Origin of the sequence: Streptomyces sp. NPDC056361 (genome assembly GCF_042262805.1) — a bacterium.
Classification (GTDB): domain Bacteria; phylum Actinomycetota; class Actinomycetes; order Streptomycetales; family Streptomycetaceae; genus Streptomyces.
This window is the reverse complement of the sequence record NZ_JBHJQI010000102.1, coordinates 1-13,696: the sequence shown is the minus strand read 5'-3', so window position 1 is coordinate 13,696 and position 13,696 is coordinate 1. Positions and strand designations below refer to the sequence as shown.

General features: G+C 73.2%; 12 protein-coding genes. 3 read left to right on the top strand and 9 right to left on the bottom strand.

Annotated elements, in window-relative coordinates; translation table 11 throughout:
- Positions 1-202 precede the first annotated feature (202 nt).
- The 6 genes from cobT to ACFCY7_RS27800 all read right to left on the bottom strand — a co-directional run bounded on the left by cobT (position 203) and on the right by ACFCY7_RS27800 (position 8,961).
- Positions 203-3,703: a nicotinate-nucleotide--dimethylbenzimidazole phosphoribosyltransferase gene (cobT, locus tag ACFCY7_RS27825; protein WP_376488805.1), complete on the bottom strand. Its 3,501-nt coding sequence runs from the start codon at positions 3,701-3,703 to the stop codon at positions 203-205.
- A 334-nt stretch (positions 3,704-4,037) separates the two neighbouring features.
- Entirely contained in the window at positions 4,038-5,318 is a 1,281-nt protein-coding gene (gene cbiE, locus ACFCY7_RS27820; protein ID WP_376488804.1) for a precorrin-6y C5,15-methyltransferase (decarboxylating) subunit CbiE, read from the bottom strand.
- 72 nt (positions 5,319-5,390) lie between these two features.
- Positions 5,391-6,026 (bottom strand): GNAT family N-acetyltransferase, encoded by a 636-nt coding sequence (locus tag ACFCY7_RS27815; RefSeq protein WP_376488803.1) that lies wholly within the window; start codon positions 6,024-6,026, stop codon positions 5,391-5,393.
- Positions 6,027-6,222: 196 nt separating this feature from the next.
- Positions 6,223-7,083 (bottom strand): MetQ/NlpA family ABC transporter substrate-binding protein, encoded by an 861-nt coding sequence (locus tag ACFCY7_RS27810; RefSeq protein ID WP_376488802.1) that lies wholly within the window; start codon positions 7,081-7,083, stop codon positions 6,223-6,225.
- Between the two features lie 94 nt (positions 7,084-7,177).
- Positions 7,178-7,846 carry a methionine ABC transporter permease gene (locus ACFCY7_RS27805; protein WP_376488801.1) on the bottom strand — a complete coding sequence of 223 codons (669 nt, stop codon included), beginning with the start codon at positions 7,844-7,846 and terminating at the stop codon, positions 7,178-7,180.
- Positions 7,843-8,961, bottom strand: a complete 1,119-nt coding sequence (locus ACFCY7_RS27800; protein ID WP_376488800.1) for a methionine ABC transporter ATP-binding protein — start codon at positions 8,959-8,961, stop codon at positions 7,843-7,845. Before ACFCY7_RS27800 ends, ACFCY7_RS27805 begins: the two co-directional genes overlap by 4 nt.
- 519 nt (positions 8,962-9,480) lie before the next feature.
- On the opposite strand from ACFCY7_RS27800, the gene ACFCY7_RS27795 reads away from it, so the two are divergent.
- Together ACFCY7_RS27795 and ACFCY7_RS27790 are read left to right on the top strand one after the other, a co-directional pair.
- Positions 9,481-9,843: a hypothetical protein gene (locus ACFCY7_RS27795; RefSeq protein WP_376488799.1), complete on the top strand. Its 363-nt coding sequence runs from the start codon at positions 9,481-9,483 to the stop codon at positions 9,841-9,843.
- 2 nt (positions 9,844-9,845) lie between these two features.
- Positions 9,846-10,280, top strand: coding sequence for a hypothetical protein (locus ACFCY7_RS27790; RefSeq protein WP_376488798.1), 435 nt, complete (start codon positions 9,846-9,848; stop codon positions 10,278-10,280).
- 1 nt (position 10,281) lies between these two features.
- On the opposite strand, the gene ACFCY7_RS27785 is transcribed toward ACFCY7_RS27790, so the two are convergent.
- The 3 genes from ACFCY7_RS27785 to ACFCY7_RS27775 all read right to left on the bottom strand — a co-directional run bounded on the left by ACFCY7_RS27785 (position 10,282) and on the right by ACFCY7_RS27775 (position 12,735).
- Positions 10,282-10,776 carry a GNAT family N-acetyltransferase gene (locus ACFCY7_RS27785; protein ID WP_376488797.1) on the bottom strand — a complete coding sequence of 165 codons (495 nt, stop codon included), beginning with the start codon at positions 10,774-10,776 and terminating at the stop codon, positions 10,282-10,284.
- 36 nt (positions 10,777-10,812) lie between these two features.
- Positions 10,813-11,406 (bottom strand): sigma-70 family RNA polymerase sigma factor, encoded by a 594-nt coding sequence (locus ACFCY7_RS27780; protein ID WP_376488796.1) that lies wholly within the window; start codon positions 11,404-11,406, stop codon positions 10,813-10,815.
- Between the two features lie 150 nt (positions 11,407-11,556).
- Complete coding sequence (locus tag ACFCY7_RS27775) at positions 11,557-12,735, bottom strand: glycerophosphodiester phosphodiesterase (protein WP_376488795.1); 1,179 nt, start codon at positions 12,733-12,735, stop codon at positions 11,557-11,559.
- Positions 12,736-12,980: 245 nt separating this feature from the next.
- Here ACFCY7_RS27775 and ACFCY7_RS27770 point away from each other — a divergent pair, with 245 nt between their 5' ends.
- On the top strand, positions 12,981-13,652 hold the full coding sequence (locus ACFCY7_RS27770) for a lysophospholipid acyltransferase family protein (protein ID WP_376488794.1): 672 nt from the start codon (positions 12,981-12,983) through the stop codon (positions 13,650-13,652).
- The last annotated feature ends 44 nt before the right edge of the window (positions 13,653-13,696 follow it).

Here is a 13,696-nt window from a genome sequence, read left to right as displayed (position 1 = left end):
CGGCAGGGTGTGACGGATCTCCCGGTGGACGGGGTGACGTGGTCGGCGTTCCGGGACCGCGCCGGGGACCGCGTGATCCACGGGCGCGGGGAGCCGGGCGGCGCCTCCCGCAGGAGGGCGCCGCGGATCACGCCGAGGGGTCCCTGACGCGGTTCCCGCGCGTCCCCCGCTCGCCGGGGCGGGGGGGACGCGTCGGGTGGTGCTACTTCTCGGTGACGCCCGCCGAGTCGAACGTGGCGACCTCGTGCATCGCGCGGGCCGCGCTCTGCACCAGCGGGAGCGCGAGCAGTGCGCCCGTGCCCTCGCCGAGGCGGAGGTCCAGGTCGACCAGCGGGCGCAGGCCCAGCTTGTTGAGGGCCGCCACGTGGCCGGGCTCGGCGCTGCGGTGACCGGCGATGCAGGCCGCGAGCGACTCGGGCGCGATGGCCCGGGCCACGAGCGCCGCCGCGCCGGTGGAGACGCCGTCGAGGATGACCGGGGTGCGCAGCGAGGCGGCGCCCAGGATCAGGCCGACGAGGGCCGCGTGCTCCAGGCCGCCGATCGCCGAGAGGACGCCGATCGGGTCCGCCGGGTCCGGCTTGTGCAGGTCGAGGGCGCGGCGCACCACGTCGACCTTGCGGGCGTGCGTCTCGTCGTTGATGCCGGTGCCGCGGCCGGTGACCTCGGCGGCGTCGACCCCGGTGTACACCGAGATGAGCGCGGCGGACGCGGTGGTGTTCGCGATGCCCATCTCGCCGGTGAGGATCGCCTTGTTGCCGGCCGCGACCAGGTCACGGGCGGTCTCGATGCCGACCTCGATCGCGGCCAGCACCTCCTCGCGGGTCATCGCGAGGCCGGTGGTGAAGTCGCCGGTGCCGGGGCGGACCTTGCGGGGCAGGAGTCCGGGGGTGGCCGGGAGTTCGGAGGCGACGCCGACGTCGATGACGCAGACCTCGGCACCGACCTGGTTCGCGAAGGCGTTGCAGACCGCTCCCCCGCCGAGGAAGTTGGCCACCATCTGGCCGGTGACCTCCTGCGGCCAGGGGGTCACGCCCTGGGCGTGGACGCCGTGGTCGCCGGCGAAGATCGCGACGGCCGCGGGCTCCGGGATCGGCGGCGGGCACATCCGGGAGAGTCCGGAGAGCTGGGCGGAGATGATCTCCAGCATGCCGAGCGCGCCGGCCGGCTTGGTCATCCGCTTCTGCCGCTCCCAGGCCTCGCCGAGCGCCTTGGCGTCCAGCGGGCGGATGTTGGCGACGGTCTCCTGGAGCAGGTCGTGCGGCTCCTCGCCGGGCAGGGCGCGGCGGCCGTAGGTCTCCTCGTGGACGACCCAGGCCAGCGGGCGGCGCTTGGACCAGCCCGCCTGGGCCAGCTCGGGCTCGTCGGGGAACTCGTCGACGTAACCCACGCAGAGGTACGCGACGACTTCGAGGTGCTCGGGAAGGCCGAGGGTGCGGACCATCTCGCGCTCGTCGAAGAAGCTGACCCAGCCGACGCCCAGGCCCTCGGCGCGGGCGGCGAGCCAGAGGTTCTCGACGGCGAGGGCCGAGGAGTACGGGGCCATCTGCGGCTGCGTGTAGCGGCCGAGGGTGTGGCGGCCGCCGCGGGTGGGGTCGGCGGTGACGACGATGTTGACCGGGGTGTCGAGGATGGCCTCGATCTTCAGTTCCTTGAACTGCTTGGCCCGGGCCTTCGGCAGCGACTTGGCGTAGGCCTCGCGCTGCTTCTGGGCCAGCTCGTGCATCGTCTGGCGGGTCTCGGCGGAGCGGATGACCACGAAGTCCCAGGGCTGCGAGTGGCCGACGCTGGGGGCCGTGTGGGCGGCCTCCAGGACGCGGAGCAGCACCTCGTGCGGGATCGGGTCGGAGCGGAAGCCGTTGCGGATGTCGCGGCGCTCGCGCATCACGCGCAGCACGGCCTCGCGCTCGGCGTCGTCGTACCCCGGGGCGGGGGCGCTCGGCGCGTCCTGCGCGGCGGGGTCGGCGTCCTCGTCGGCGACGGCCTCGGCCTCCGGGCCGACGACGGCCTCGGTGTCGGCTTCGGCGTCCGCGGGGGCTTCCACCGGGGCCTGCTCGGCCTCGGCGGCCACGACCTCGGCCGGCTCGGCGGCCTCGGGCTCGGTGACCACGGCCTCGGGCCGTTCGGTGTCCTCGGCCGGCGCGACCTCGTCGACGGCCGCGGCGGGCTCCTCGGCGACCACGGCGACGGCCTGCGGCTCCGGGGCCTGCTCGGGCAGCGTCTCCGGGGTCTCCTCGGCGACCACGGGGATCTCCTCGGCGACCGCCTCCACGGGGGTCTCCTCGGGAGCCTGCTCCGCCGGGGCCTCCGGCGTGGCGACCGCCTCGGCGACGGGCTCGCCGACGACCTCGGGCGTCTCCGCCGGTACGGCGACGGGCTCGGCCTGTGCCACCGGCTCCGGGGCCGGCTCGGACTCGGGCGCGGGGGTGGCGGCCTCGGGTTCGACGGCGTCGGCCGGCGCGGGCACGGGTGCCTCGGCGGCGGGCTCGCCCTCGCGCGGCGCGGGCACGGCGGTCGGGGCGTCGGCGACCGCAGGGGCCTCGACCGGCGTCTCGGCGACCGCTTCGGCGACGGGCTCCGCGACGGATTCCGCCAGTGCTTCCGCGACGGCTTCGGCAGCGGGCTCCGCCACGGCGGGCGCGGGCACGGGGGCCTCGGCCTCGGCCGGTTCGGCGACCGGGGACGGCTCCTGCGTCTCGGCGGCCGGCTCCGCGACCGCGTCGGCGGCCGGGGTCGGGGCCAGGTGCGGGGCGGTCGGGACCGTGCCCTCGACCTGGACGAACTGGCCGTTCGGCGGGACGACCGTTTCTGCGGGGAAGGCGGCCGGGGGCGCCGGGGCCTCCTGCGGCTGCGCGGCCCACGGCTCGGCGCCCTGCGGGGCGACCTGCTGGTCCTGCGGGATGTCGAAGTACTCGGGGCCGGTCGTCGGCGGTCCCGGGGTCCGTACGGGGACGGGCGCGGGCTCGGTGGCCACGACCGGAACCGGCTGCGGGGCCGGGGCGGGCGCGGCGGCCGGGCCGCGGTCGGCCAGCGAGAGCACGACGCCGCCGGTGGCGTCGGGCACGGGCGGGCCCATGTGCAGCGGGCGGCGGGCCGGCGGCGGGACCTGGGCCTGGCCGGGCGGCGGCACGCGGACGCCGCCGAGGTCGACGGAGCCGGAGTCGCGGCCCGCGGCCTCGTGGGCGCCGGTGTCGAGGATGCCGGGTTCGTAGCCGTGGTCGGTGACCACCGGCTCGTACGAGGCCACGGGGACGCCGTGCGCCGGGGTGCCTGCGGGGTGGCCGAGCGGGATTCCCTGCGCCGGGGTCTGGCCCTGCGGGGCCGTCAGCACGTCGGCGAGGGCGATCGAGTCGGGGAGCGGACCGGTGAGCGGGTCCGGCAGCGGGCCGGTGAGCGGGTCGCCCATCGGGGGCGCCGGGTGCGCGGCGGCCGGCTGGGGCACGCCCTGGTGCGGCGCAGCCTGGTTCGGGACCACGGGTGCCGCCTGCGGGGCCGGCACGGCGACCGGCGGCGCGGGCGCGACGCCCGGCGGGTGCTCGCTCCAGGCGCCCTGCGCGCCCGGCATGAGAAGCAGGTCGTCGTCCTCGGCGGTGTGCTCGGAGGGGTCCAGGAAGGTGTACGCGCCCGGTGCGGGGATGCCCGGCTGCTCGACCATGCCTGCGTTCTCCGGCAGTCCCTCGCCCGGGACCTGGCCGGTGTCCGTCATGCGTACCCCTCGCCCATCGCTTGTGCTCCTTCAGACCTGCGCCCGTCGTCGAGAACAACGAGCGCGCGCGCCGCGCGGCACGAAGGACACGCGGACACCCACTCATTGTCGCGGTCCTGTGCCATCGTGGCAGGGAGATCCGCCACGGTGCGCTGTGGACTGCGCCACGTCGCGCGGTCCCCCCGTGTCCCGCACCACATCAGCGGCACAAAGCAGCCACCAATTCGGGACATTGAGGCACAGAGCGCCGAACGTCCGGGTGCGGTACAACAATCGGCCAGCCTACCCTGCCCCGGTGGGGCGGCCGGGTCACGGGTGGAGAACCCTCCGGTAGCTAGGACGTGGCCGATCTGCGGCCTGCCAGCAGGAAGACGACCGAGCGCTCGCGTTCGGACCAGTCGGACGGGTCGAGGCCCACGGTCTGGAGCAGGACGCTCTCGACGGCGTAGCCGCCGTCGGCGAGGGCCGCTCCGACGGCCTCGGCCTCATCGCGGGTGGAGGCGTGGGTGACGATCCTTTCCGGACGCCGGTCGGCGCATGCCCTGACGACGGGGACGCCGCCGCCCGCGACCCGTACGACGTCGGGTTCGGGAAGGCGTTCGAGGACGTGCGGGGCGCGGCCCTGGACGGTCTGCAGGGGGACGCCGTGGCGGCGGGCGGCGGCCTCGGTGCGGGCGCAGGCGGCCGGGTCGGCGTCGACGGCGATGACGGCCGCGCCGAAGCGGGCGGCCTCGACGGCGAAGGCTCCGCCCGCGCAGCCGACGTCCCAGACGAGGTCACCGGTGCGGGGGCCGAGGCGGGCCAGCTGGGCGACGCGCAGCGCGGGGTCCTCCCCCGCGGTGGTGCGCGCCCCGCCCGGCGCGTCGGCGCCGGGTCCGGTCACGAGGCCGGGGCCGGTGCCGTACCCCTGGGGGGCGTACTCCTCCGTGGGCAGACCCCAGCCCCGTACGGGCCGGACGGCCGGGTCCTGGCCGGTCAGCCAGGCGGCGCCGGGGGCGACGGCGCCGGTGCTGCCGCCGCCGATGACGAGGACGACGTTCGGGTCGCGCCAGACGTGGTCGGCGGCCTTGTCGGAGGTGAGGACGGAGACCTGTTCGCGGTCGGTACCGAGCTCCTCGCAGACGACGAAGGTCCGGTGGACCCCGTCGAGGAGCAGGGCGAGTTCGGCCGGTCCGGCGCCGGGCGAGGTGAGGACGGCGACCTTGGGGTGGGCGCGGCAGACGTTGACGGCGCGCCGGAGGGTGCGCTGGTGGGCGACGACGACGCGGGCGTCCTCCCAGGGCATGCCGGCCCGGGCGAAGGCTGCGGCGACGGCGGAGACGGCGGGCACGACCTCGATCTCCAGGCCGTACTCGGGGGCGCGCAGGGTGCGGACCACGCCGAAGAAGCCGGGGTCGCCGTCGGCGAGGACGACCGCGGTGCCGCGGTGGCCGGCGATGCGGCGGGCGGCGAGGTCGAGGCTGCCGAGGCGGATGCGTTCGGCGTCGCGGGGGATCTCGGGCAGCGCCAGGTGGTGGGCGGCGCCGGCCACGAGGGTGGCGGCGGAGAGTGCGGACCGGGCCGCCGTGGTGAGGGGCGAGCCGTCCCAGCCGATCACCGTGACGCGGTCGGCCATCGTCGTCGGTCTCCTGTGGTGTTGTCGCAGGTCGGGGGCGTGCCGAGCGTACCCCGGGATGGTCCCGGGGGCTCAGCTCCAGTCGGTGTACGAGGAGTACCCGGCCTCGGCCATCTGGTCGGCGACGCCGTCGAGGTCCTCGGGGAGGAGGCCCCAGACGATGAAGTCGGTGCGCAGGTCGGTCCAGTTGCCGTCCTCGGTGCGGGTGCGCGCTATGCAGGCGTTGCGCAGGACGCCTTCGCTGATGCAGCCGATCTTCTGGGCGACCTGCTGGGAGGCGGTGTTGTCGGCCGCGGTGCGCAGCTCGATCCGTTCGAACCCCTGGTCGCCGAAGAGCCACTGGGCGGTGGCGAGCGCGGCTTCGGAGGCGTATCCCTCACCGCGGGCCCAGGGGGCGATGATGTAGGACATCTCGGTGGAGCGGACGCGCCAGTTCGTGCTGCCGAGCTGGACGATGCCCACCAGGCGCTGGGTCAGGAACTCGGTGACGGCGAGGTCGAGGCCCCGGCCGGCGGTGCGTTCGGTGGGGGCGTACTCGGTGATCCAGCGGCGTGCGGCGGCCTCGGTGTAGGGCTGCGGCACGGCCGTCCAGGCGGCGACCATCTCGTCGTTCATCATCTCGGCGAGGGCGGGGGCGTCCGCCTCTTCGAGCGCGCGCAGCACCAACCGGTCCGTGTTGATGGAGATGTCCGGAAAGGTGGTAGTCATGCGCAGCTCCATGCCGTGGACCGTCCGAATCGAGCGTGAACGCACAGCATGCAGCATGCGACCGTCGGTGCGCATGGCCGGGTGGGGTGTGGCGAAGGCCCCGCGCACCGGACGGGATGCGGGGGGCCTTCTGCACAAGGACTGTACGGGGGAACCGGTCTGACGGTCCCTCGGGCGCCGGAGGTCGGGGCGGACCTTACTGGGCGGCACCGAAGGCCGGGATGACCGAGCCCTTGTAGGTGTCCTCGATGTACTTCTTCACCTCGGGCGAGTTGAGGAGCTCGGCGAGCTTCTGCACGCGGGCGTCCTTCTCGTTGCCCTCCTTGACGGCGAGGAAGTTGGCGTACGGGTTGCCGTCCGCCTTCTCCAGGACGAGGGCGTCCTTCGCCGGCTGGAGCTTGGCCTCGATGGCGTAGTTGCCGTTGATGACGGCGGCGTCGACCTCGTTCAGGGCGCGGGGCACGGTGGCGGCCTCCAGCTCCTTGAACTCCAGGCCCTTCTTGTCGGTGATGTCGGAGATCTTGGCGTTGGTGCCGACGCCCGGCTTGATGGTGATCAGGCCGTTCTCGGCGAGCAGCTGGAGCGCGCGGCCGCCGTTGGTGGTGTCGTTCGGGACGGCGATGGTCTGGCCGGCCTTGATGTCCTTCACCGACTTGAGGTTCTTGGAGTAGAGGCCCAGCGGCTCCAGGTGGACGTTGACCACCGGGACGATGTGGGTGTTGTTCTTCTTGTTGAAGTCGTCGAGGTACGGCTTGTGCTGGAAGAAGTTGGCGTCGACCTGGCCGGACTCGGTGGCGGTGTTCGGCAGGACGTAGTCCGTGAACTCCCTCACCTCCAGCTTCAGGCCGGCCTTCTCGGCCAGGTTGTCCTTGACGTACTCGAGGATGTCGGCGTGGGGCGTCGGGGACGCGGCGACGACGAGCGCCTTGGAGGTGTCACCGGAGCCGGCCGCGTCCTTGGCGGAGGACGGGTCCGACGAGGTGCCGCAGGCGGTGAGGCCGAGGGCGAGGGCGGCGGTGGCGGCGATACCGGCGGTGAGCTTGATGTTCTTACGCACGAAGAGTGCCTCTTTCCGGTGGTGCGGTGGACGCCTGGACAACAAGTCCGGGCTGTTTCTTCGAAGGACGAAGTCTGGGTGGCCGGGGGGGGCGTTACGCGGTGCGGCCCCGGCGGGCGAGGAGTCGGACGACCCCGTCGCCGATGAGCTGGACGACGGTCACGATCAGGACCAGGACGACGACGGTGACCAGCATGAAGGTGGTGTCGAAGCGCTGGTATCCGTAGGTGACGGCCTTGGAGCCGAGGCCTTCGCCGCCGACCGCGCCGGCCATCGCCGAGTAGCCGATGAGCACGATCACGGTGGTGGTGATGCCCGAGACCAGCGAGGGCAGGGCCTGCGGGAGCAGCACCTTGCGGACGATGGTGGGGATGCCGCCGCCCATGGCCTGGACGGCCTCGACGAGTCCGTGGTCGACCTCGCGGACGGAGGTCTCGACGAGCCGCGCGAAGAAGGGGATGGCTCCGATGGCGAGCGGCACGATCATCGCGGTCGGACCGATGAAGGTGCCGACGACGAAGGTGGTGAAGGGGATCAGGGCGATCAGCAGGATGATGAAGGGCAGCGAACGCCCGACGTTCACGATCGCACCGATGATCTTGTTCACCGGCCGGTTCTGCAGCAGTCCGCCCTTGTCCGTGAGCAGGAGGAGGATGCCGAGCGGCAGGCCGCCGAGCACGGTGACGACGGTGGCCCACAGGACCATGTAGAGCGTGTCGACGGTGCCCTGCTCCAGCAGCGGCTGCATCTCGGACCAGGTCACTTGGCACCTTCCTTGACGAGTGCGGGCGCGTCGGCGATGTCCTGCGCGTCCTCGACGATCTCCACCTGGAGGCCCTGCTCGCGCAGGAAGCCGACCGGGACGACGTTGTCCTCGTACCGCCCGGGCAGCTCGATGCGCATCCGGCCGATCTGCTTTCCGCCGACGGTGTCCATCGCGGCCCCGAGGATCGAGATGTCGATGTTGTACGTGCGGGAGAGCTGGGAGATGACCGGCTGGGTCGCGGCCTCGCCGTGGAAGGTGACGTCGACGACGGTGCGCTCGGGGCCGGTGGCGGCGCCGGAGACCGGGAAGAGCTCGGCGGCCAACTGGGAGCCGGGGGTGGCGAGCAGTTCGCCGACGGTGCCGGACTCCACGATCCGGCCGTGCTGCATGAGCGCGGCGGAGTCGCAGATCGTCTTGACGACGTCCATCTCGTGCGTGATGAGCAGGACGGTGAGGCCGAGCTGCCGGTTGAGGTCGCGCAGGAGCTGGAGGATGGAGCGGGTGGTCTCCGGGTCGAGGGCGCTCGTGGCCTCGTCGGAGAGGAGGACCTTGGGCTCGCCGGCGAGGGCGCGGGCGATGCCGACGCGCTGCTTCTGGCCGCCGGAGAGCTGGCCCGGGTAGGACTTGGCCTTGTCGGCGAGGCCGACGAGGTCGAGGAGTTCGAGGGCACGGCGGGAGCGTTCGGCGCCGGGGACGCCGAGGATCTCCAGGGGGAGCTCGATGTTGTCCTTGACCGTGCGGGAGGACAGCAGGTTGAAGTGCTGGAAGACCATGCCGATGCTGCTGCGCGCCCGGCGCAGGTCCTTGCCGGCGCGGCGGCCCTTGCCGGCGCGGCGGCCCTTGCCGGCGAGGGCGGTGAGGTCGACGCCGTCGACGGTCACGGTGCCGGAGGTGGGGCGCTCCAGGAGGTTCACGCAGCGGATGAGCGAGGACTTGCCGGCGCCGCTCTGGCCGATCACGCCGAACACCTCGCCCTCGCGGACGTGGAGGTCGACACCGTCGAGAGCGGTGACCTGGCGGCCGCGCGACTCGTAGACCTTGGTCAGGCCCGAAGTGGTGATCACAGGGGTTTCCGTCACTGTCGAGTGCGCGGCGCGGGGTCCGCCGGGCACGGGGCATTCATGATTCGGACAGTCAGGCGCACGGAGGCCGGCCCGGCGGGTGGCCGGGAGGCGGCGGGGGTGCGCTGGGGCGGGCACGGTCCACCGCCGGAAGGCGGGAGGATCGGCACGGCCGTCGGGTCTCGCTTCGGGGCGCGAAACTCAGGCGGGGGCCCTCAGAAGGCGCACATTCGACACATACAACGAGCACCGGGCGTCGTGGTCGCCTCGGTCGCAAGGGTGCGGCTGCTCGTCGTGGTCATGTCTGCAAGTAAAACATGCGCAGCTGCGAAGACCAGGGGCGTGTCCGAATAGCGGACATCACTGAGACGTCATGCGGACACCCGGGGCGGCGGTGTCCGTCCGCCGTTCCCTTGTGCGGCCTGCGGGGACGGCCCGGCCGGCCGGTGCCGGAAACGGCGGCACGGGGACCGGCTCGGGGCGCCGGTTGTGGCCAAGGCCACGCCCGGGCGCGCACGGCGGGGAGGGGCGAGCGCATCGGCCCATTCGGGCCGTAATACCCTCGGGCGCATGCTTGACGCCCTGACGGTCGCGGTCTCCGTGGCCGCGCTCGCCCTCGCCGCCTGGTGCGGCTTCGACGCCTTCCGGGACCAGTCGACCAAGGACTGGCACTTCATCGGCATGGCCGTGGTGACGTTCCTCGTCCTGGTCCAGCTGGTCGTCGGCATCGTGCAGCTGGTGCGCGGCGAGAAGGCCGAGGAGGGGACGACGATCTTCGTCGCCTATCTGCTCGGCGCGCTGTGCGCGGTGCCGATCGCCGGCTTCATGTCGCTCGCGGAGCGCAGCCGGTGGGGTTCGGCGACGGTGGCGGCCGGCGCGGTCGTCCTGGCCGTGCTCGAAGTGCGTCTCTACGACATCTGGACGGTGGGCTGACCATGACCGCGACACAGGAGAAGGCGGCGCAGGGCGCGAGGAACCGCCTGGTCTCGGGCCCGGGCATCCTGCTCGTCTGGCTGTACGGCGTGATGTCGGTCGGCGCGGTCTCCCGCTCGATCTACCAGATCGCGACCGAGTTCGACCGCGCGCCGCTGGCGTACGGCCTCTCGGCGGTGGCGGCCGTGGTGTACGCCTTCATCACCTACACGCTGGTGCGCGGCGGGGAGACGGCCCGCAGGGCGGCGCTGGTGTGCTGCGCCGCCGAGCTCACGGGCGTGCTGGTCGTGGGGACGTGGACGCTGGTCGAGCCGTCCGCCTTCCCGGACGCGACGGTCTGGTCGGACTACGGCTACGGCTACCTCTTCATCCCGGTGCTGCTGCCGCTGACCGGCATCTGGTGGCTGCGCAGGTCGCGCACGCCGGCGGCCGCCTGAGTCAGGCGGCCTTCTCCAGGGTCACCAGGGTGATCCTGGGGCCGATCTCGCGGGTGGCGACCTGCTCGTACCCCTTGCTGCGGTAGAGCCGCAGGTTGCCCTCGCTGCGGTGGCCGGTGAAGAGCTGGAAGCGCTTGGCCGGCGGTTCGGGGAGCTGCTCGGCGCCGGAGGCGAAGTGGCGCTCGATGCCGTCGAGGAGCCGGCCGCCGAGGCCGTGCCGCTGCATGCGCGGGTGGACGATCAGCTTGGCGATCCGCACCGTGCCGTCCTCGTCGAGGCGGGCCCGCACGGACGCGACGATCTCGTCGCCGAGCCGGGCCACCAGGCCGTACCCCTCGTGGAGTTCGGCGCGCAGGGCGTCGAGCGACTGGGTGAGCGGTTCGATGGACCAGTCCCCGTAGAGCTCCGCCTCGCTCTGGTAGCAGAGGTACTGCAGCTTCAGGATGTGCTCCGCGTCCTGCACGTCCGCTGCTGAGATGGTCACACTCAGGCCCATGTGTGCACGCCTCCCGCTCATCTGTCGATCATCGGTTTACCGCACCCTTCCCCGTCGACCGGGGGCGGGAACCTCTGCAGCCAGCATTCTGCGCAGGCATCCCAGGCAACGGGAACGCATCGGCCCCAGACTGCCCTGTGAGATACCCAACTCTCCTGCGATTTCCCGGTAGGTGTGGTCCTGCGGGTCGAGCATCGCGGTGAGCACCCGCGGGCAGCGGCCGGGCGTCCGCGTCACGGCGGCCCGCAGGGTGCGGCGGCCTTCGGCGGCCATCAGGGAGTGCTCCGGGGAGCCGTGGGGCTCGGCGCCGCCCGGCTCGTGGGCGGGCTCGTCCCGGTAGGGGCGCTCCCGGTCGGTGGTCCTGCGGGCGCGGCGGGCTTCCGCGCGGACGGCCCTGCGCAGCCATTCGGCGGGCCGCTCGGGGGCCGCTCCGGTCTCCTGGAGTTGCTCCAGGAGCCGCAGCCAGACGGCTTGTTCCAGGTCGCCCGGCTCGACGCCGGCGGCCGGCGCCTCGGCGTCCGACTCCGCGGCGAGCAGCGGGGCGAGGGCGGCCAGGAGGCCGGGCGCCGTGTCGGACGCGGGCGCGGGCGCCGGGGCGGTGGGGAGCGCGGGCGTGGTGGGGGAGGTCATGACCGGCACGATGCCGGGGCGCCCGGCGGCGGTTGCGGCACGGGGCGTAAACCACCCGGGAGGGGGTCGTGCGGGAACGGTGACCACCCGCACGGCCCCATACGGCCTCCCTACGGGAGCCGTACGGCCTCCGTACGGCTCCCGTGCGGGTCAGTCGCGGGCGGTGAGGTCCGCGGCGGCGAGCAGGGCGGTGTCCGCGTTGTCGGAGAAGATCCCGTCGATGCCCGTCTCCAGGTACCGCTTGAGGGCTCCGAAGGCGTCGCCGTAGGCGTTCGGGTCCGTGCCGCGGCGGAAGTCGGCGGGCAGGAAGGCGTTCTCGTTGCGGTGCGTGTACGGGTGGAGGACCAGGCCCTCGGCGTGCGCGTCGCGGACCAGGGTGGTCGGGGTGCCGAGCCGGCCGCTCGCGTCCTTGGGGATGACCAGGTCGAGCGTGGGGCCGATGCCCTGCGCGTACGAGGCGATCCAGCTCAGGCCGGCGGGCGTGACCAGGTCGGCGACGGTACGCGGGTCCCCGGCCTGGACGAAGTCCCAGGGGCGGGTGGCGGCGCCGGAGAGCAGGACCACGCGCGGGGAGTCCACCAGCTTCGCGAGGCGCTGGATGCTGCTGGGCTCGAAGGACTGGAGGAAGACCGGGGAGTTCGCGCGGTGGCGTCCGTACCGGCGCAGGAGCCTGGCGAGCCGCTCCTCGAGGCCGAGGCCCAGGCCGCGGAAGTAGGTGGGGTGCTTGGTCTCGACGTGGAGCCAGATCTCGCGGCCCCGGCGGCGGCCCTCGTCCTCGGCCCAGCGCAGCACCTCCTCGAAGGTGGGGACCGTCCAGCGGCCGTCGTAGAGGGTGTTCTCCTGGCGGGTGCCGGGGATGCGCTCCTTGGCCCGCAGGGTCTTGAGCTCGGCGAGCGTGAAGTCCTCGGTGAACCAGCCGGTGAGGGAGGTTCCGTCGACCGTCTTGGTGGTCTTCCGGGACGCGAACTCGGGGTGGTCGGCGACGTCGGTGGTGCCGGTGATGTCGTTCTCGTGGCGGCAGACGAGGTGGCCGTCCCTGGTGGGGACGAGGTCCTGCTCGATGACGTGGGCACCGAGGTCGAGGGCGTGCCGGTAGGAGCCGAGGGTGTGCTCGGGGCGGTAGCCGCTGGCGCCGCGGTGGGCGATGACGGTGGGGACGGGGAGGGAGCGGTAGCCGTGGCCCCTGCCGCCGCGGTCCTCACCGCCCCGGGCCTCGTCGGCGTGGGCGGTGCCCGCGGGGAGGACCGTCGTGGCCCCCAGTACCGCCGCCGCTCCGGCCGCGCCGAGGACGGTCCGCCGCGCCGGGCTCGGGTGCGCACCCTGTGTCATGAAGGCTCCTCCTGTGTGATGTCCCGTACCTGTCATCGGGGGGTTCCGACGCTAGGCAAGAACGCCCTACGGGTGGCAGACCTCCGCCGAACATGGCGGAAACACACGTCAACACTGCGTATCCACTCCGTGAACCCGATGTGCGAGCGGCGGTGACCCGCGAGTATCGTCGCCAGCTGCACCGTCAGCCCGACTGGCTCGCACGCCGACCCGCTCGACCGAACCGCGTCACACCGGAGGAACCGTTGTCCCGTCTCGCGATCATCAAGGCAGTGCTCGGGCCGGTCATGCGCCTGATGTTCCGCCCCCGTGTCGAGGGCGCCGAGAACATCCCGGGCACCGGTCCGGTCATTCTCGCGGGCAACCACCTGACCTTCATCGACTCGATGATCATGCCGATCTGCCTGGACCGCCCGGTCTACTTCATCGGCAAGGACGAGTACGTGACGGGCAAGGGCGTCAAGGGCCGGGCCATGGCCTGGTTCTTCACCAGCGTCGGCATGATCCCGGTGGACCGGGACGGCGGCCGGGGCGGCGTGGCGGCCCTGATGACCGGCCGCCGGGTCCTCGAGGAGGGCAGGATCTTCTCGATCTACCCGGAGGGCACCCGCTCCCCCGACGGCCGGCTGTACCGGGGCCGTACGGGCATCGCGCGGCTCACCCTGATGACCGGCGCGCCCGTGATCCCCTTCGCGATGATCGGCACCGACAAGATCCAGCCGAGCGGGGCGGGGCTCCCCCGCCCGGGCCGTGTGACGGTCCGCTTCGGCGAGCCGATGGAGTTCTCCCGGTACGACGGGATGGACCGTGACCGCTACGTGCTGCGGGCGGTGACGGACTCGGTGATGGCCGAGGTGATGCGGCTCTCCGGGCAGGAGTACGTGGACATGTACGCCACGAAGGCGAAGGCCGCGTAACCCCCGTACCCACGCGAAGGTGCCCCGCACGGCCGACTGCCGTG